12 protein-coding genes are annotated in these 19,729 nt (G+C 65.6%); 6 read left to right on the top strand and 6 right to left on the bottom strand.

The window, feature by feature from the left end; all coding sequences use genetic code 11:
- The first annotated feature begins 51 nt into the window (after positions 1-51).
- Positions 52-894 carry a MoxR family ATPase gene (locus tag QX094_RS20115; RefSeq protein ID WP_315717852.1) on the top strand — a complete coding sequence of 281 codons (843 nt, stop codon included), beginning with the start codon at positions 52-54 and terminating at the stop codon, positions 892-894.
- Between the two features lie 27 nt (positions 895-921).
- Here the strand turns inward: QX094_RS20115 and QX094_RS20110 are convergent, their stop codons facing one another.
- On the bottom strand, positions 922-1,305 hold the full coding sequence (locus tag QX094_RS20110; RefSeq protein ID WP_315717853.1) for a response regulator: 384 nt from the start codon (positions 1,303-1,305) through the stop codon (positions 922-924).
- Positions 1,298-4,990 carry a PAS domain-containing protein gene (locus QX094_RS20105; protein WP_316174840.1) on the bottom strand — a complete coding sequence of 1,231 codons (3,693 nt, stop codon included), beginning with the start codon at positions 4,988-4,990 and terminating at the stop codon, positions 1,298-1,300. The genes QX094_RS20110 and QX094_RS20105 overlap by 8 nt, the downstream gene beginning before the upstream one ends.
- 232 nt (positions 4,991-5,222) lie before the next feature.
- Between QX094_RS20105 and QX094_RS20100 the strand changes: the two genes are divergently transcribed.
- Positions 5,223-6,737 (top strand): ATP-binding protein, encoded by a 1,515-nt coding sequence (locus QX094_RS20100; RefSeq protein ID WP_315750236.1) that lies wholly within the window; start codon positions 5,223-5,225, stop codon positions 6,735-6,737.
- A gap of 45 nt (positions 6,738-6,782) precedes the next feature.
- Here QX094_RS20100 and QX094_RS20095 read toward each other — a convergent pair whose 3' ends face one another.
- A complete protein-coding gene (locus QX094_RS20095; protein ID WP_315750235.1) occupies positions 6,783-8,912 on the bottom strand; it encodes a phosphocholine-specific phospholipase C in 2,130 nt (709 codons plus the stop codon).
- A gap of 273 nt (positions 8,913-9,185) precedes the next feature.
- Between QX094_RS20095 and QX094_RS20090 the strand changes: the two genes are divergently transcribed.
- Together QX094_RS20090 and QX094_RS20085 are read left to right on the top strand one after the other, a co-directional pair.
- Positions 9,186-10,778 carry an ATP-binding protein gene (locus tag QX094_RS20090; RefSeq protein WP_315717857.1) on the top strand — a complete coding sequence of 531 codons (1,593 nt, stop codon included), beginning with the start codon at positions 9,186-9,188 and terminating at the stop codon, positions 10,776-10,778.
- A gap of 451 nt (positions 10,779-11,229) precedes the next feature.
- Positions 11,230-12,606: an IS30 family transposase gene (locus QX094_RS20085; protein ID WP_315715219.1), complete on the top strand. Its 1,377-nt coding sequence runs from the start codon at positions 11,230-11,232 to the stop codon at positions 12,604-12,606.
- A 419-nt stretch (positions 12,607-13,025) separates the two neighbouring features.
- Here the strand turns inward: QX094_RS20085 and QX094_RS20080 are convergent, their stop codons facing one another.
- Entirely contained in the window at positions 13,026-14,141 is a 1,116-nt protein-coding gene (locus QX094_RS20080; protein WP_315750234.1) for a PAS domain S-box protein, read from the bottom strand.
- A gap of 324 nt (positions 14,142-14,465) precedes the next feature.
- Between QX094_RS20080 and QX094_RS20075 the strand changes: the two genes are divergently transcribed.
- Positions 14,466-16,145 carry a PAS domain-containing methyl-accepting chemotaxis protein gene (locus QX094_RS20075; protein ID WP_315750233.1) on the top strand — a complete coding sequence of 560 codons (1,680 nt, stop codon included), beginning with the start codon at positions 14,466-14,468 and terminating at the stop codon, positions 16,143-16,145.
- Between the two features lie 45 nt (positions 16,146-16,190).
- On the opposite strand, the gene QX094_RS20070 is transcribed toward QX094_RS20075, so the two are convergent.
- Both QX094_RS20070 and QX094_RS20065 read right to left on the bottom strand, forming a co-directional pair.
- Positions 16,191-17,369: a cytochrome P450 gene (locus tag QX094_RS20070; protein WP_315750232.1), complete on the bottom strand. Its 1,179-nt coding sequence runs from the start codon at positions 17,367-17,369 to the stop codon at positions 16,191-16,193.
- An 89-nt stretch (positions 17,370-17,458) separates the two neighbouring features.
- Positions 17,459-18,250 carry a helix-turn-helix transcriptional regulator gene (locus QX094_RS20065; RefSeq protein ID WP_315750231.1) on the bottom strand — a complete coding sequence of 264 codons (792 nt, stop codon included), beginning with the start codon at positions 18,248-18,250 and terminating at the stop codon, positions 17,459-17,461.
- 177 nt (positions 18,251-18,427) lie between these two features.
- Here QX094_RS20065 and QX094_RS20060 point away from each other — a divergent pair, with 177 nt between their 5' ends.
- Entirely contained in the window at positions 18,428-19,573 is a 1,146-nt protein-coding gene (locus tag QX094_RS20060; RefSeq protein ID WP_315750230.1) for an ABC transporter substrate-binding protein, read from the top strand.
- The last annotated feature ends 156 nt before the right edge of the window (positions 19,574-19,729 follow it).

The raw sequence follows: 19,729 nt of genomic DNA, 5'->3' as shown, positions 1-19,729 counted from the left end.
GCGTTGCCGCTGTAGCCACTCAACACAAGTTCGAACGATGAGCGAGACGCAATGAAATTTACCGGCACCCAGGACTACGTCGCCACCGACGACCTCAAAGTGGCCGTCAATGCGGCGATCGTGCTCGAGCGCCCGCTGCTGGTGAAGGGCGAGCCGGGGACGGGCAAGACCGTGCTGGCCGAGGAAGTCGCCAAGGCCGTCAACGCGCCGCTGCTCACCTGGCACATCAAGTCGACCACCAAGGCGCAGCAGGGCCTTTACGAATACGACGCCGTCTCGCGGCTACGCGACAGCCAGCTCGGCGACTCCAGGGTGTCCGACATCAAGAACTACATCAAGCGCGGCAAGCTGTGGGAGGCCTTCACGGCCGAGCAGCGACCGGTGCTCTTGATCGACGAGATCGACAAGGCCGACATCGAGTTTCCGAACGACCTGCTGCTCGAGCTCGACCGGATGGAATTCCACGTCTACGAGACCAACGAGACCATCAAGGCGAAGCTGCGCCCGATCGTCATCATCACGTCCAACAACGAGAAGGAGTTGCCGGATGCGTTCCTGCGCCGCTGCTTCTTCCACTACATCAAGTTCCCCGATCCGGATACGATGGGCCGCATCGTCGACGTGCACTTCCCGAACATCAAGAAGCGACTGGTCGAGGAGGCCCTGCGCATCTTCTTCGAGGTCCGCGACGTGCCCGGCCTGAAGAAGAAGCCGTCGACCTCCGAGCTGCTCGACTGGCTCAAGCTGCTGCTCAACGAGGACATCGGTCCTGAGCAGCTGCGCGAGCGCGACCCGCGCAAGCTGATCCCGCCGCTGCACGGTGCGCTGCTCAAGAACGAGCAGGACGTCCACCTGTTCGAGCGGCTCGCCTTCCTCAGCCGGCGCGAGGTGTGAGGCGCCCAGCTCCATCCGACCGGCGCGTCATTGCGGCGCCGTCTTCTTGATCAGGCGTCCGAGCGCGCGCATGATCCCGTCGACGGCAATCGGCTTCTCGCAGCGGAGGATCTTCGAGAAGCGGTCCGGGATGACCGATTCGTCATAGCCGGTGGTGAAGACGAAGGGCACGCCGCGTTCGACTAGCAGATCGGCAACCGGAAACGCCATGTCGCCGCGCAGATTCACGTCGAGAACGGCGCCTTCGATCCGCCCCTCGCGTTTGATCAAGGCGAGCGCGTCGGGGACGGTTCCGACCGGGCCCAGGATCGTGCCGCCGGCGTCGCCGAAGGCGCAGCGCAGCTCATCGGCAAGCATGTACTCGTCCTCGACGATGAGGATATGACGGTCGCGAAGCGAGCGTTCAGGCATGATCCTCGAGCTCCAGTGTGGTGAGCGAAACGGGAATCGATATCGTGCAACGGACACCGTCGGATTCGAAGGCGTACGAGGTCCTCGCGCTGAGCTGATAGGGCAAGGCCTGTTCGATCAGCTCGCGCCCCTGCCCCGTGCCGCTGGGCATCGTGTCTGGCGGCGGCATGTCGACGCCGCTTTCGCGCCACTCGATATGCAGCCAGGGCTGTCCCTCCGCGCCTTCGCGCTCGAGCGACCAGACCACGCAGAGCCGGCCCGACGGCTGCGCCAGCGCGCCATACTTGACCGCGTTGGTGGCGAGCTCGTGCAGCGCCATGGCAAGGGTCTGAACGGTCGACGACCGCAGCCTTACGCCGGACGGCCCCGACAGCCCGATGCGCTCCGAACCGCCGGCGACAGCCCACAGCTCGCTACGGATCAGATCGTCGAAGGTGACGCGATCATGCTCCTTGAGGCGGGACAGCAGGCCCTGGGCGCGTGACAGCGTATCCAGCCGATCACGGAAGCGAGCTCGAAAATCGCCGAGATCGGTGCTGGCGCGCGCCGTCTTGTCGGCCATCGAGCTGACCACGCCCAGCAGGTTGCGGGTGCGATGCTGCAGTTCGGCCACCAGCACCTTCTGCCGCTCCTCCCATTCACGCCGCTCGGTCACGTCGACCATGGCGCCGGTCATGCGGATCGGTCGTCCCGCGTCGTCATAGAAGAAGCGCCCACGGCCGTAGAGGTAGCGAATTGCGCCCCCCGGATGCACCACGCGAAACTCGCTGACATACTCTTGGTGCGCCTCCATCGCGCGGTGAAGCGCGGCTTCGGCTGCGGGACGATCGTCGGGATGGATGCGCGCCGCCCAGGCCTCGTAGCTCGGAGTCAGTTCGCCAACGCCATAGCCTTCCATGCGGAAGTGCTCGTCCGACCAGTAGACCTCGCCGGTCGCGACGTTCCAGTCCCACAGGCCGAGCCGACCGACCTCGACCGCGCTGCGCAGGCGCTCCTCGCTCTTGCGCAACTCCCGTTCGGCCTTGTTCTGCTCGGAGATGTCGCGCGCCGTCCCGAACCACTCGATGATCTCGCCGTCACGCCCGAGAATGGGGATGGCGCGCGAATGGATCCAACCGAGGCTGCCATCGATCCGGATGATACGGTGCTCCAGCTCAAACATGCCCTTCGTCGCGACCGCCCTGCTGATCGCCGCAGTCACCTGCGCCTGATCGTCCGGATGAATGTATTTCGCGAGCCAGCCTTGGCTCGGGTTCATTGTATCGGCGATGAAGTCCTTGCCCTGCAACTGGCGCATCTCCCGCCAGTCGGGGCTCATGCGATAGATGACGTCGGAACTCGCGGTTACGAAAGCGCGATAGCGCTCCTCGCTGGCGCGCAGCCGCTCCGTCGCTTCGGCACGCAGACGGGCCATCTTGAGATGCGCCTCGACGCGCGCCAGCAGTTCACGCGCACTGAACGGCTTGATGAGATAGTCATCCGCACCGGCCTCCATGCCTTCGACGCGGCTCTCTTCTCCGGCCCGGGCCGACACCAGGATCACCGGGATAGTGCCGACCCGTTCATCGGCGCGCAGCCGCGCAAGCAACTGCATGCCGTCGATGCGCGGCATCATCACATCAGACAGAACGAGGTCGGGCTTGTCGCGGGCGATGGCCGCGAGCGCGGCTTCGCCATCGGCGACGGTCTCGACATCGTAGCGCGAGGCGAGCAGGCGGCGGACATAGTCGCGCATATCGGCATTGTCGTCGGCCAGCAGGATACGGGGGCGCGGCCCGGCCCTGCCGGCTGAGGGGGTGGTGATGTCGATGTCCGGAACGGCATGCGCGTCGAGCGGCGGCGGATCCGGCAGCCAGCGCAACGCCTCCTCGATGAAGGGCCGCGCACCGCGAAGGATCGGTTCCTGCGCTGGCGCCGCGTCGACCTGGTCGAACGGCAGATGACTTCGTCCCCTGGGAATCCTGACCGCGAACGTGCTGCCCTGCCCGGCTTCGCTGGTCGCTGCGACGGATCCGCCGTGCAGCTTGGCGAGCTCATGCACCAGCGCGAGCCCGATGCCCGAGCCTTCATGGGTGCGGCCGTACGCGCCGGCGACGCGATGGAAACGCTCGAACAGCCGCGGCAGCTCGTGCTGCGGGATGCCGGTCCCGGTGTCCTTCACGCTCAGTTCGAAATGACGATCGCAGGTGACGACCCGGACCTCGATGTCGCCCGCAAAGGTGAATTTGAACGCGTTGGACAGCAGGTTGAGGACGATCTTCTCCCACATTTCGGGATCGACATAGGCCGGCTCCGGCAGCGGCGGGCAATCCACCATCAGCCTGAGACCGGCGGCCTCGATCGCCGAGCGGAAGGTGCTGGCGATCTCCGCGGTCAGGCTCGCGAGATCGACCGGCGCGTAGACCGCCTGCATCCTGCCGGCCTCGATCCGCGAGAAATCCAGCAGCGTGTTGACCAGCTTGAGCAGCCGCAAGACATTGCGCTCGGCGATCTCCAGCCGGTCGCGATCCGCAGGCGGCAAGGCCTGCGACCGCAGCAGGACATCTTCGAGCGGACCGAGCATCAGCGTCAGCGGCGTACGGAATTCGTGGCTGACATTGGTGAAGAACGCGGTCTTGGCCCGATCGATCTCGGCGAGCACCTCTGCGCGGCGCCGCTCCTGTTCATAGGCCAGCGTCTCCGCAAAGGAGCTGCCGAGCTGAGCGGCCATCAGATCGAAGAAGCCCTGGTGCTCGGCATCGAGGGCGCGGCGCGGATTGACGCCACAGATCAGGATCGCCGTCGCCTGCTCCCGGCCCGTCGCAACCGGCAGCACCAGCGCCAGCTGTGGCGGCTCGGGCCATGCGCCGGTCGGCACGCCGGCAAATTTCGCACGATCCAGCACGACGCGAATCGGCGCCACCGCGCGCGCCGCCGCTCGGATCGGCCACAGCCCGTCACTGTCGAGGGCAATCTGCGCCGGCGCGATGGCGCTGTCCGGGTGCCCCCCCGCGGCGCTCAACAACCGTGCCGATCGCTGATCCTCGCTGAGTTGGTAGATCAGCGCAAACGGGACATCATGCGGATTCTCGGCGAGGACGTCGGTGGCTTCGCGACAAGCATGCGCCAGACTGTCGGCACGGCCGCGCGCGGCGAGATCGCGCAAGGTCCGCATACGGCGCTCGCCCACGACCCGGGCCGTCGTCTCGATGACGGGGGTGAAGACGCCGCCGACGCCGCCGGTCTCATCGCGAATCGGCGAATAGGAGAACGAAAAATAGGTCTCCTCCAAGTAGCCGTGGCGGTCGATGAACAGCCGCATGTCGCGTGAGCGGGTCGCTTCGCCAAGCCTAACGACGTGCCGCAGCATCGGGCCGATGACCTCCCAGATCTCGGACCATACCGCGCGCCCTGGCGCCCCCAGCGCCGCGGGATGCTTCTGCGAGCCGAGGATCAGGCGATACTCGTCATTGTAGAGCATGACGAGCTCCGGGCCCCACCAGATCAGGATCGGGAACGCGCAGTCCAGGCAGGTGCTGATCGAAGTGCGCAAGGACTGAGGCCAGCTCTCGGGCGGCCCCAACGGCGTCCGCGACCAATCATGGATGCGCATGAGCGCCCCCATCTCCCCGCCACCCTGCAGGAAGTCGGCTCCGCGCGCGAACGCCTTGAACGTCGCGTGACCGGCATCCGAATGCTCGTTCACTCCTGGCCCCTTTTTCGCCGCACAGTACCGTCAAATGCGCGCGGGCCCAAGCGCCGGCCCTCACGGCAAGAGGCGCGTCGACAGGGAACTGGGCAGCCCGCGATCGGGTTCCATCTGCGAACCATCCACAGCCCATCCCGCAATCTGGGACAGTCCATTGCAAACGCTCGACGTGCGCGCCCGCGCTTGTTAAGCGCCAGCCTCTGCGTGAAGCGGGCTTGAGTCGGGGCACATGACGGTTGCAATCGAGATGGGGCAGACGGCGGCGGGATCGCCTGCGGCCCTGGACCTCGAGGAACTGCTGGCGACCCGGCTCCTGGTGCAGGGCAATTCCGGCTCCGGCAAGTCGCATCTCCTGCGCCGCCTGCTGGAGCAGAGCGCGCCCTGGGTGCAGCAGACGATCATCGACCCGGAGGGCGACTTCGTCACGCTGGCCGAGCGATTCGGCCATCTCGTGATCGCGGCCGAGGACCACACCGAGCGCGCGCTGCAGGTCGCCGGCGAACGGGCGCGGATGCATCGCGTCTCGACGGTGCTCAACCTCGAAGGCCTCGACGCCGAGAATCAGATGCGGCGCGCGGCCGCCTTTCTCAACGGCCTGTTCGAGATCTCCCGCGACCACTGGTACCCGATGCTGGTCGTGGTCGACGAAGCCCAGCTGTTCGCACCGGCCGTCGCGGGCGAAGTCTCCGACGAGGCCCGCAAGGCCTCGCTCGGCGCGATGACCAACCTGATGTGCCGCGGCCGCAAGCGTGGGCTGGCGGGCGTGATCGCGACGCAACGACTGGCGAAGCTCGCCAAGAATGTCGCGGCCGAGGCCTCGAACTTCCTGATGGGCCGCACCTTCCTCGACATCGACATGGCCCGCGCCGCCGACCTGCTCGGCATGGAGCGGCGCCAGGCCGAGGCGTTCCGCGATCTCGAGCGCGGCCAGTTCATGGCGCTCGGCCCCGCGCTGTCGCGCCGTCCACTCGGCCTGCGCATCGGCCCGACCGACACCAAGCCGCGCAACGCGACGCCGCGGCTGATGCCGCTGCCGGAGGCCTCGCTCGAGGACGCCCGCGCGGTGATTCTCGCCGCACCGCCGCCCGAGACCAACGCGCGGCCGCAGCGCAAGCCGCAACCGGAGCTGCTCGACCAGCTCATGGCGGCGAAGTCCGCCGCGCTCGAGCTGCGCCCCGAACCGCCAGCACCCGCCGTCAGCGAGGAGGAGCTCGCCGAACGCAAAGCCCGCGTCGAGCGCGTGCTGCGCGCGGTCTTGGCCGAGCCCGACGCCGGCTTCCGCGCCGTCGGCGTGCTCTACCAGGAATTCGTCGTCCGCTGCCGCATCGAGGGGCTGGGCACGGCCGTGCCCGACCTCAACGAGTTCCGCCGCATGCTGACCCGCGCCCGCGCCGGGCTCGGCGGCGACGAGACGGCCGACGATGCCGGCTGGCAGGACGTCACGCTGCGCGCCTCGCTGCTGCCTGAGGACATGCAGGGCGTGTTCATGATGATCGCCCGCGCCGCCAAGGACGGCCGCCCCTGCCCGAGTGACGCGGCGATCGCCCGCGCCTATGGCTCGCATTCGTTGCGCCGGGCGCAGCGCCTGCTGACCTATATCGAGGACCAGGGGCTCATCGTCTGCCAGCTCGACGGTGCCGGCCGCCGCATCGTCACCCTCGTCGAACTTGCCTGGGCGACGGCGCCCGGCGATCCCAATGCCGACGACGCAGCACCCGAAGGTCTCGTCACCTCGTCATCTTGAGGATGCGCCCAAATCGCTCCGGGCGCATCCCGATATCGTTCGCGATCAGGTCGCGGCGATCCTGCCCATCGCCGGGTCGCTGATGCTGGGCCGGCCGTTCTCGACGTGACCCGCGAGCTGCCAGTTGAAGTTGGCATCGCTGTCCGTCGTGACCGTCAGGTCGTACCAGCCATGGGTCTGCTGCAGGCGAACCCGCGTCTCCAGCCGCTGGCCACGCTGCAGGCGGTGCCGCTCGCTGCGTCCCGTATAGTTGTCGGCCAGTGTCACGACACAGCTCGCCCCCTTGTTGGTGAGCGCGATCGCAAGGCTGCGCGAATCGTCGTCATCATCCCAATCACAGAGATGGACCGTATCGACGTCGACCAGCGCGGCGGTGGTGGCGACGCCGCCCTTGAAGTGGCGGAAGAAGCCGTTCGGGCCGTACACCGACAGATCGTACTGGCCGGCGCTGGCCGCGAGGTCCCACACGCCGTGCAGCGATTTCCCGGCTTCGACGGTGTAGCTCCACGGACCGGTCGCGGTGTTGCCGGAGCGGACGTGGAAGCAGGCGCCCGCCTGCCCCGGATTGGCGAAGCGGATCGCGAACGTCTTGTGCGCAGCATCGGCGTCGCCATCGACCCTGAGATCGTAGGGCAGCGGGCGCGCCGGGCGAATGCCCGGCTCCTGCTGCGGCAACGCCTGCTTGGCCGGCGGCACCGGATGATAGTCGTCGAAGCGGGCACCGGAGGTGATGTCGGCGGCCGGCGGCTTGTAGCCGGCCGTGCTCGGCAGCGGCGCCATGCCTTCGTTGGGCGAAGTGAAGTTGAACGCCGAGGTGAGATCGCCGCACACCGCGCGCCGCCACGCCGGGATGTTGCTCTCGAACAGATCGGGCGCCTTGTGATGGAAGCGGCGCTCGATGAAGCGGATCACAGACGTGTGGTCGAACACTTCCGAGCACACGAAGCCGCCGCGCGACCACGGCGACACCACCAGCATCGGCACGCGGACGCCTAGTCCGTAGGGGCCGGCAACGTGGCTTCCGTCGCCAGCGAAGAGGTCCGTGCTCACATCGACGGTCGACTGGCCCCAGGCCTGCGACATCGCCGGATACGGGCCGACGACATGGTCGAAGAATCCGCCGCCCTCGTCGTAGTTGATGAGCAGCGCGGTCTTGCTCCACAGCTCGGGGTTCGACGTCAGGATGTCGAGCACCTTGGAAATGTACCAGGCGCCCGGCCCGGGCAGCCAGTTCGGATGCTCGCTGAACGCCTCCGGAGCTGCGATCCACGACACCTGCGGCAGGGTGCCGTTGCGGACGTCGTTGCGCAGCCCGTCGAACAGATTCTCGAACGTGCCGCCATTGGCGATGTTGCTGCCGCGCAGCGCCTTCTCGTATAGCGGGCTGCCTGCTTGCGAATTCTGATACTGGTGGAAATACAGCAGCGAGTTGTCGCCGTAATTGCCGATCCACGGATTCTGGGTCCAGCCCCAGGAGCCTTCCGCCGTCAGGCCGAGACCGACGTCCTGGTAGACCTTCCAGGAGATGCCGGCCTTCTCCAGCCGCTCCGGAAACGTGGTCCAGTCGTAGCCGGCTTCCGCATTGGTGATGACCGGGCCGCCGCCCTTGCCGTCGTTGCCGTCCCAACCGGTCCACAAGTAGTAGCGATTCGGATCGGTCGGGCCCATCACCGAGCAGAAATAGGAATCGCACACCGTGAAGGCGTCGGCCAGCGCATAGTGCCAGGGCAGATCCTGCCGGTTCAAGCAGGTCATGGTCGTGGTGCCCTTGTTGGCGATCCACTTGTCGTAGTTGCCGTTGTTCCAGGCCTTCTGGCCGTCGTTCCAGCCATGGGCGACGTCCTCGACATAGACCTGGCCGGCATTGTCGACGCGGAACGGCATCACTGCCCCCGCGCCGTTCGGCTGCTGCCACACCGGATTGCCATTCGGCAGCTTCACGGCGCGCGGATCGTTGAAGCCGCGGACGCCGCGCATCGCGCCGAAATAATGATCGAAGGCGCGGTTCTCCTGCATCAGCACCACGATGTGCTTGACGTCCTCGATGCTGCCGTGGCGGTTGAACGCCGGAATGGCATGCGCGCGCTCGATGCTCTGGCCGAGGGCGGCGGTCGCAGCCGACGCTCCGAGCAGCCGCAGGAACTCGCGCCGGTTGTGCGCGATCGTGTTCGACATCTCGTTCATTCCCCATGGTGATGACGGTGTCGAGCGGCTTAGGTCGGCGCGTTAACAACCGCGTGACCGGGCGGTAAAGGATGTGTGGCAGGCTTTTGACGCCGCGCGGCGGAGCGGCATTCGCGGCGAGGGCGCCCTGCCGCGATGCGCGTCGAAGCCGCCATTGCCCTTGCGCCGGAGACGAAAAGCTGAATGATCCGTTCGGGTTGCGACGACGACAGGCCGGGCCGCCCCCGGATTTTGGCGCGTTGCGTTGTTGAGGATGATTTGCATATGCCGACGTTGACGGTGCAAGCGGCGGGTCTGCAGGGAGCGCCGGTATGGGCATGGCTGCAGGTCGTATCCAACGGACTGATCGCCAGCGCCTTCTTCACCATCGCCTTCGTCGTCGGCACGTTCCTGCGGCGGCGCTGGCGCGACGTCATGTTCCGCGGAATCGTCGGGGCGCTTGCGACCTTCGTGGCCGTCGTCGGGGTCACCCGCCTGCTTGCGATCGTCGATCTCTGGGTACCGACCTCGACCATCACGGACGTCATCAACGTCTTTCTCGGCGTCACCTCGATCGGAATCATCGTCATCATGATCAAGATGCTGCCGCAGCTTCTGGTGCTGCCGACGCGCATCACCTTGCAGAAGGCCTATGCGCAGCTCGAGGAGGAGATCCGGCAGCGCCGCGCCGCGGAAGCGATGGTGCGGCGATTCCAGGAAATCGAGGCCAACGAGGCCCAGGTCCGTCAGGCGCAGAAGATGGAGGCGATCGGCCAGCTCACCGGCGGCGTCGCGCACGACTTCAACAACATCCTGACCGTCATCACCGGGACGATCGAGATCCTTGCCGATGCGGTCAAGGACAAGCCCCAGCTCGCAGGCATCGCCGGCATGATCAGCGCCGCCGCCGAGCGCGGCGCCGATCTGACCCGGCACCTGCTCGCCTTCTCGCGCCGCCAGCCGCTGCAGCCGCGCGCCACCGACATCAATGCGCTCATCGTCGAGGCCGGCCGTCTGCTGCGGCCGACGCTCGGCGAGCAGATCGAGATCGAATCGATGCTGGCCCATGACAGCGCGCCGGCGCTGATCGATCCGAGCCAATTGTCGACCGCGATCCTCAACCTCGCGCTCAATGCGCGCGACGCGATGCCGGACGGCGGCAAGCTGACCCTGGAGACCAAGAACGTCACGCTCGACGAGCACTACGCGCAACTGAACCGCGACGCCAAGCCCGGAAGCTACGTCATGATCGCGGTCAGCGACACCGGCCAGGGCATTCCGGCTCCACTGCTCGACAAGGTGTTCGAGCCGTTCTTCACCACCAAGGACGTCGGCAAGGGATCGGGCCTCGGGCTGAGCATGGTCTACGGCTTCGTCAAACAATCGAACGGCCACGTCAAGATCTACAGCGAGGAAGGCCACGGCACGACGGTCAAGCTCTATCTGCCGCGCGCCGCCGGACTGCCGGAGACGCCGGCCGCAGAGCCCGGCCGGCCGGCGGTCGCGCGCGGCGACGAGACCATCCTGATCGTCGAGGACGATGCGCTGGTGCGCGACTACGTCGTGGCTCAGGTGCGCCGTCTCGGCTATCGCACCCTGTCGGCCAGCAATGCCGCCGATGGGCTGACAATCATCGACAGCCAGGAACGCATCGACCTGCTGTTCACCGACGTCATCATTCCCGGCGGCATGAACGGCCGGCAGCTCGCCATCGAGGCCGAGAAGCGCCGCCCCGGGCTGAAGGTGCTCTACACATCTGGCTACACCGAGAACGCGATCGTGCATCATGGCCGGCTCGATGCCGACGTGCTGCTGCTGGCGAAGCCGTATGTCAGCGCCGACCTCGCGCGCATGATCAGGACGGCGCTGGAAGCGTAAGGCGAACCGCGATGGTGGCGCCGGTCGATGTCTCGTTTGCCAGAACTCGCGCGTCACGACCGGTGTCGTCCCGGCCTTGCGCCGGGACCCATGGCCACCGGCCATGGTGGCGAAGCGAAATCGATCCACCAGCGTGCCTCACACAAATTCCTGGGGTTATGGGTCCCGGCGCAAGGCCGGGACGACGGCTGAGGTTGCGGTTGGCGCCTTCCATCACACTGTGCCCGAGACATCCCATAAGACACGACGCCGCCTTCCCGCCGCCCATGAGGCCCAGGTGATGCGGCAATCATGCCCCTCCTGAACAACGAGAGGGCGCGAGGAAGGCCGGACCTCGGCTGAGGCCCGTGGCCCGCCTGCTCAAAAGAATGCAGGCGGCAGGTACCACAGGTACAGCCGGACAGACCGGCGGATTCAATTGGTCGTCGCAACACTCGATGAGGAGGTTGCGATGGGCATTCGAAAGAAACGGTCAACGCGGGGCAAGCTGGGATCATTGGGGCGCCCACCAGTTGCGGGGCGTGCGGAACAGCAGAAATTTTGGCGTGGGATTGCCGCTGGGTTGAACAGCGAGAATGCTGCGCTGGCTGCTGGATTATCGGATGCTGTCGGCCCCCGATTATTTCGAAAAGCGGGCGGCGTGGCACCGGCAATGTTCCGACCTTCAGCGAAGCCGCTCTCCGGACGGCACCTCTCTTTTTCTGAGCGCGAAGAGATTGCGCTGCTGAATGCGCAGCGCCATTCTGTACGAGAGATAGCGCGGCGTCTCAATCGATCTCCCTCGACCATCTCCCGTGAACTCGATCGCAATGCGGCCACGCACGGCGGCAAGATGGCCTATCGGGCGACGGCCGCCCAGTGGCATGCAGATCGATCGGCCCGGCGTCCTAAGCCGAGCAAGCTTGCAAGCAACGCCGCCTTGCGCGCTTATGTTGAAGAGCGGCTTGCAGGGTTTGTCGCACCTCCAGGCGGCGTTCGGCGGAAGGCCGGTCGTGCGGGCTCTAGCCAGGATCAGGGGTGGACGAAAGCGTGGAGTCCCGAGCAGATTGCCCGGCGCTTACCGATCGACTTCCCGGATGACGAGGCGATGCGCATCAGCCACGAAGCCATTTACCAGGCGCTTTTTGTTCAGGGCCGAGGAGCGCTGAAACGCGAGTTGTCGTCCTGTTTGCGAACGGGACGTGCGCTGCGCGTGCCCCGAGCGCGTACGCGGAAGCGCAGCAAAGGCTTCATATCGCCAGAGATCATGATCAGTGAGCGTCCGGCCGAAGTCGCGGATCGAGCTGTGCCGGGACATTGGGAAGGAGATCTGATCGTCGGCTCCGCCAGCTCGGCAATCGGCACGCTGGTCGAACGCAGCACGCGGTTTACAATGCTCCTGCACCTTCCACGGCTGCCGGGGTTTGACGATGGCCCACGTACGAAGGATGGGCCTGCGCTCTCCGGACACGGAGCTGAAGCGGTACGCGATGCGATCACGCGCACCATCGTCACCTTGCCCAAAGAACTCCGCCGCTCGCTAACCTGGGATCAGGGGACCGAAATGGCTCAACACAGTGACCTCAAGATCGATACAGACCTTCAGATCTACTTCTGCGATCCAAGAAGCCCCTGGCAACGTGGCACGAACGAGAACACGAATGGCCTGCTGCGGCAGTACTTCCCGAAAGGTACCGATCTGAGCGTCTACGATGCTGACGAGATCGCCGCCGTGGCCGCAGCGCTCAATTCCCGACCGAGAAAGACGCTAGGATGGAAAACTCCAGCAGAAGCGCTTGACGAGCTGCTGTCACGAATGAAAACACTTGGTGTTGCGACCACCGCTTGAGCCCGCCACCCGGCCTTCCCCGCGCAACGGTTTTAACGGTGTCCTTCGTGCTCTCCCTGGGGATCGGCTCTCTTGCCCCCATCGCCCGCGCGTGCCGTCAAGCAACGACCACGGACTTGACCTCAGCGTCGAGAGGCCAGGACCACACGACTTCGCCGTCCGTGCCGCCTGCGCTCGTCTGGCACAGCCGTCACGTCCATCGCAGCCCACCTCCACGTTCGTGACGACGCGTACGTCCCTCTGCTCGAGGCGGGATGGGCAAGACCATCGGTCTGATTTGCCCGACGACGCAAGCCGGCGCGGCTGCGGCAAACTAACCCGACGGGCATTTCGCGCATACGAAGCATGCGGAGATTGCCCGTCGGGCACATCTGGCCGGTGCTCCATCCAGACGTGATGCCGTGAAGGTCGGCTGACGATCAGCGGGCGGACGGAGCAGCGGCGGCTTCACCCCGCGCCGCCAGCGGCAATGACGCCTGCCTCAGACTTTCCGACGGCGTCTCACCATAGATCTTTCGATACTCCCTGGCGAAATGCCCCGGATTGCTGAAGCCACATCGCAGGGCGATCGACGTCACCGTGTCACCCGCTTTCGCATCATACAGCATGCGGTGCGCATGTTGGATTCGCGTCAGCTTGATCTTCTCGGCCAAGGACACACCACTCTTCGCGAAGTACTGATAGACCGTGCGGGGGCTGACGCCGTAGCGAACCGCGAGTTGCTGGATCGATATCTTCTGATCCCAGTTCGTCTCAATGTGTTCCAGGATCCTGCGAATGGACTCCGGCACCTGGCTATCGCGATCGAGATGATCCGCGGTGACGTCGATCGTCGCGCCGACGAGATGGGTTCGTCCGTCGGACGGGCTGTAGACGGAGGTCGCCATGCCACGGACCCAGCGCACCGCACCGGCTTTGCCAAGCACCCGGTAGTCGCGCGTGTAGCCGGTTCGCTTCATGATCGCACGACGGATGACCTGCTCGAGCCCGTTCCGATCCTCGGGATGCACGTGGCACAACATGTCGCGCAGCGACGATGGCGACGCCGGCGGAAAATCTCCCTTGGACTCGTCTGCATCGACGATCAGGTTGAACGTCGACAGCCCAGCGAGCTTCTCCGCGGCTGCAAGCTGTTCTTCCAGGATCCTGGTTGTCGTGATGTCCTCGACCACGGCGCAGAACCACTTCAGGCGGCCCCTGGCGTCCCTGACCGGATTGACGGTCACGCGTCCCCACACGACGCTTCCGTCCGGCTGGAGATAGCGCTTGTCGAGCTGATAGGTCGCGATCTCGCCTGCAAGCAGCTTGTCGTGCTGCAGCCGATTGCGCTCCCGGTCCTCTGGATGCGTCAGATCGACAAAGGTCAGCCCACCGGTCTTGAGCTGCTCCAGCGTGTATCCGACGATCCGGCAGCATTCGGCGTTCGCAAACCGGATATGTCCCGTTGCACTGTCGACGATCGAGATGCCGATGCCGAGGCTGTCGAGAAACACCCTCGGCACCGCGATGACTTCGGCAATGTCCTTCTCTGGCATGTCGAAGCCGATACCATCCAATCTGGTTGGAGCCTAGCGCCGAGGATCATGTCGATCGTGATCTAAGGCAATCCCGGCCCTGCGACACTTGAACACGCCCCGCAGATTCACGGCCATTCCTGCACAATCAGAACATCTCTGCAGATTGCTGCCTAACCGAATCTTACTGACGAGCTGTTAGATTGAATAAAGCCCCCGGGAATTTACGGGAATCATCGAGTTCAGGAATGATCGCAGTCAGCGCCGTCTCTGGATCACAGCAACTACCGCGTGATCACGAGGATGTGCACATCGCTGGCGTGATCGTTTGCACAGGAGACCATCATGTTTGGCCGCAAGAACAACGCCGCATCCCTGGCCGCCCTGGCCGCAAACGCGATCACCGCGAAGGTGATGGTCGCTGACGACAAGCTCAACATCGTCTACATGAACGAGGCGGTACGGGCGCTGATGCGTGAGGCGGAGGCCGATCTCAAGACGCAGTTGCCGAACTTCCGCGTCGACGGCCTCATCGGCACCAACATCGACGTCTTCCACAAGGACCCGACCCACCAGCGCCGCATGCTGCAGGCCCTCGCCTCCGAGCACCGGGCCACCATCAAGATCGGCAAGTGGACGTTCGATCTGATCGCGCAGCCCTTGAAGCACCCGGACGGAAGCCGCGCCGGAACGGTCGTCGAGTGGTCCGACGCCAGCGTGCGGCTGCAGAACCTCGACTACAGCGCTCAGGTCGCGGCCATCGGCCGATCACAGGCCGTGATCGAATTCAACCTGGACGGCACCATCGTCACCGCCAACGACAATTTTCTGAATGCGCTGGGCTACAGCCTTCCGGAGATCCAGGGCAAACATCACAGCATGTTCGTTTCGCCGGAGGAGCGCAACAGTGCCGCCTATCGCGAGTTCTGGGCCGCCCTGAACCGCGGCGAATATCAGGCCGCGGAATACAAGCGGATCGGAAAGGGCGGCAAGGAGGTATGGATTCAGGCGTCCTATAATCCGGTGTTCGATCAGAACGGAAAGCCCTTCAAGGTCGTCAAGTTCGCCACCGACGTGACCGCCCAGAAGCTTCGGAATGCCGATCTCGCCGGACAGATCGCCGCCATCAGCAAATCGCAGGCCGTGATCGAGTTCGAACTGGACGGCACGATCATCAACGCCAACGACAATTTCCTGCAGGCGCTCGGCTATACGCTGTCCGAGATCAAGGGCCGCCATCATTCGATGTTCGTCGATCCGTCAGAGCGCGACGGTGCGGCCTACCGCAACTTCTGGGCCGCCCTGAACCGCGGCGAATATCAGGCCGCGGAATACAAGCGGATCGGAAAGGGCGGTCGCGAGGTCTGGATTCAGGCCTCCTACAATCCAATCCTCGACCTCAACGGCAAGCCCTTCAAGGTCGTGAAATACGCCACCGACGTCACCAAGCAAGTGCTGGTGCGGATGGGCAATGAGCGCGTCCGCGGCATGATGGAGTCCGTCGCCGCGGGTGCCGAGGAATTGAACGCCTCGGTGCGCGAGATTTCCGAGGCCATGACGAAGTCCCGCGAGACCGCGATGGGGGCGGCTGACCGGGTCGCCTCCGCCGATTCGCAGGCCAAGCGCCTGAGCGAGGCGACGCAGGCGATGAGCGGCATCGTCGAGCTGATCGGCAACATCACCGGGCAGATCAACCTGCTGGCACTCAATGCCACGATCGAATCGGCGCGCGCCGGCGATGCCGGCCGCGGCTTTGCCGTGGTCGCGTCGGAGGTCAAGAATCTCGCCACGCAGGCCAAGGCCGCCACCGACAAGATCGGCGCGGAGATCGCCGGACTGAACGGGATCTCCAGCGAGGTCGTCAATGCGCTGAACGCGATCAAGGTCGAGATCCAGAACGTCAGCGAATACGTCACCTCGACCGCCGCCGCCGTCGAGGAGCAGAGCACGGTCACCGGCGAGATGTCGTCCAGCATGCAGCGCGCAGCCGCAGAGGCGCAGGCGATCGCAGCAGGCAGGGCGTAGAGGCCGCCTGAGCACGGCGCTCCCCCGCAAGGGCCGCGGCGAGGATCAATCCTGCGTCGCGTCCCAGGTCACCGGCAGATTGAGCAGACCGCGAAAGGCCCAGCCGCCGATGCGCACCGGCTCGGTGTCACGCAGGCGCAGGTTCTTGAGCCGCGCGAACAGCGTCGGGAGCGCGACGTCGGCGATCATCGCGCGCGAGGCCCAGGCGCCCGCACAGAAATGCGGGCCTGCGCCGAAGGCGATGCTCTTGGAGACGTCGCGGCGGACGTCGAAGCGATCGGCGTCGGTGAAATGCGCCTCGTCGCGATTGGCCGAGCCGAACATCAGGAACACGCGCTCCTCCGGTTCGAAGGCGACGTCGCGAATCGTCCAGGGCTTGGCGATGCGCCGGGGCGACATGCCGATCGGCGAGATCCAGCGGGCATATTCCTCGAACACCTGGAGCCAGCGCACCTCGCCATGGATGGCCAGCGCGAGCTGCTCGGGATGCGTCAGCAGCGCCCACACCGTGCCGGCGATCGCATCGCGCGGTTCGTTCTGGCCGCCCGAGATGGCGAGCTTGATGTTGGCGCGGATGCTCTCCATCGGCATTTGCGTGGCGAGCATCACGCCAAGCAGGCTCTGGTTCGGGGTCTTCTCCAGCACCGGCAGCATGTCGTCGATGGCAGCGTCAATGCCTGATGTCGCGGCGTTGCAACGCGCCTCGACCGCGGGATCCCCGGTGTAGTTGGCGATGCCGTCGATCATGGCCTGCGACCACGCATTCATGTCCTGGAAGCGCATGTTGGTGAGGCCGGTGATCAGCTTCAGGCACTCGGCCGAGAACGGCAGCGCGAAATCGCCGACGAGATCGACATCCCTCGCCGGGTCGAGCGCGTCGATCAGCCGGTCGGCGTGGGCCTGGAACTGCGCCAGCCAGTGCACCCGCACCGCGCGCGGCGACACCGCCGGCGCGATCGCCTGGCGCTCCGCCATGTGCGCCGCGCCGTCCTTGCGCATCATGTTGTGGCCCATCAGCCGGTTCATCAGGCCCTGCGGCTGATGTGAGCTGAAGATGTCGATCTGCTTCTCGGAGACGAAGATGTCGTCGCGACGGCACAACAGCGTGCTGCCGAGCTGCGGCACGAAGGCGATCGGCGTCTCCTGGCGCATGCGAGCCAGCGCCGGATAGGGATCGGCCCAGAACGCGGCGGTATCGATGTCGAAATGCGGTGCTGTGCTCACTCTCGGTCTCCGGTTCTGACGGCGCAGGCTAGCCGCACGCTCCGGCAACGTCTGTCCCGGCGATGGGTGACAGCAGGCGAGCCCCCCGCTCAGTTCAGCGGCCGCGGTGTCGTCATCAGGCGGAGGGCGATCGCGAACAGCTCGTTCTGCGAGGCGATGCCGAGCTTCTCATAGGCGCGCTTGCGATAGGTGAAGACGGAGTTGAGGGCGATGCCGAGAGCCCCAGCGATCGCCTCGGAGGTGAAGCCTTCGAGGATGCGACGGCAGACGTCCTTCTCCCGCGCGGTCAGGACCGACAGCGGTCCGCCGGCGGCGAACAACGAAGCAAATCTGTCGGCCGGATCCATCGCGGCAGCGCGATCCTGGCAATGACGCGCGACGATGGCCCCCACGATCGGGGCGACCGCGGCGATGCGCTGGCGCTCGTGGGGCGCAAAACCGCCTTGAGCAGCAGTACGATAGAAGTTCACGTAGGTGCAGTGCTCGCCGACCCAGATCGCGGTGGCGGCCTTGTCGACGATCTCGGAGTCCTCGAAGAACAGCTTGCGGTAACCCTTCGGGTACATGCGGCGCGCGAAGTTCGGCAGCAGGATGTGGCGCGCTTCCGCGCGCTCGCGAAAGATCGTATCCCGGTTCGGATCGGCGGTGTGGAAGTGCTCCGAATAGGCCGCGCCGAGGTCGGGCCCGATCGCGATGTTCCCCGTGCTGAGCAGGCAGCGCGCCGAGCGCTGGTCCTCGAAGGCGAACACCATGCAGTGACCGACATCGGCAAGGATGCGCAACGTCTCGATCAGGACTTGCGGAAATGCGGGCTGTCCGATCGCGAGCACCATCGCGCCGACGGCACCGGCCGCCTCGATGCCAGGCTCCTGAGCCTCCATGCGTTCCTCCCGGATCTCTTTGTTCGCCGAAACCTAGCAGCAACCCGCCCTGGCTGGAAGCGCCGCCCCGCGTCACCAACCACGGGGACAGACACGAGGCCGCCGGTCCGGCTACGCTCATCGGCCAAAGTCTCGGCCAGTCAACGCGCCGAGCACGCTCAACGGGGAGGATACGCGATGAGAGCCGCGCTCACGGCGATCGGAATTGCTGCAACGATGGCTTTCGGCGCGCCCGCGCGCGCCGACATCAAGGTCGGTATCGTGGTGTCCGCAACCGGACCCGGCTCGGCGCTCGGACAGCCGCAGATCAAGGCAGTGGCCGCGCTGCCGAAGGAGATCGGCGGCGAGAAGATCGTCTACATCGCGCTCGACGACGAATCCGACAGCGTGAAGGGATTGCAGAACGCGCGCCGCCTGGTGATCCAGGACGGTGTCGACGTCATCATCGGCTCGTCGCTGACGCCGGTTACCATGCCGATGCTCGACGTCGCGCTCGAAAGCAGGACGCCGCTGCTGTCGCTGGCGGCCTCGACCGCGATCGTGCAGCCGATGGACGACAAGCGCAAATGGGCATTCAAGGTCGTGCCCAATGACGACATCATGGCCGCGGCGATGCTGAAATACATCGCCAAGACCGGGGTGAAGACGCTCGGCTTCATCGGCGTGTCCGACGGCTATGGCGAGGGCTATTATCAGGAGGTGACGAAGCTGGCGCCGAAGCTCGGGCTCACGGTGACCACCCACGAGGTCTATGCCCGCGGCGACACCAGCGTCACCGGCCAGGCGCTCAAGGTGATCGCCACCAATCCGGACGCGGTGTTCATCGCCTCGGCCGGCACGCCGGCGGTGCTGCCGCAACAGGCGCTGCGCGAGCGCGGCTATGTGGGGAGGATTTTCCAGACCCATGGCGTCGCGACGCAGGAGTTCATCAAGCTCGGCAAGGAGAATGTCGAGGGCGCGGTGTTCGCCGGCGAAGCGTTCTCGATCGCCGACGATCTGGCGCCCGAGGATCCGTTCCGCCGCGCCAACGACGCGTTCGTCTCCGCCTATCAGGCCGCCAATGGCGACAAGCCCAACATCTTCGCCGCGCATCTGTGGGACACCGCAACCCTGCTCAAGGGCGCCATTCCCGGCGCGCTGAAGGCCGCCAAGCCCGGCACGCCGGAATTCCGCGCCGCGCTGCGCGACGAACTCGAGCGCGGCAAGGATATCTATCTCAACAACGGCCTCTCCAACATGAGCCCGACCGACCACAACGGCTACGACGAACGCTCGGCGTTCCTGATCAAGGTCGAGGGCGGGAGATTCAGGCTGGTGAAGTAGTCAAGCTCGTGATCGGAAGCATAGTCTGCCGCGCAGGCGGTGCACTCCCCTCCCCCTTGCGGGGAGGGGTCGGGGTGGGGGTCCACGAGTCCCACTGTCAATGATGTGCGATTGAACGCGCGCGAGACAGACTAAATCGTAGAGGGCGAAGTCAAT

The organism is Bradyrhizobium sp. SZCCHNS1050, from assembly GCF_032484785.1.
In the GTDB taxonomy this organism is placed as follows: domain Bacteria; phylum Pseudomonadota; class Alphaproteobacteria; order Rhizobiales; family Xanthobacteraceae; genus Bradyrhizobium.
Note: the sequence above shows the minus strand (reverse complement) of the source record. Positions and strands in the feature narration are given on the sequence as shown.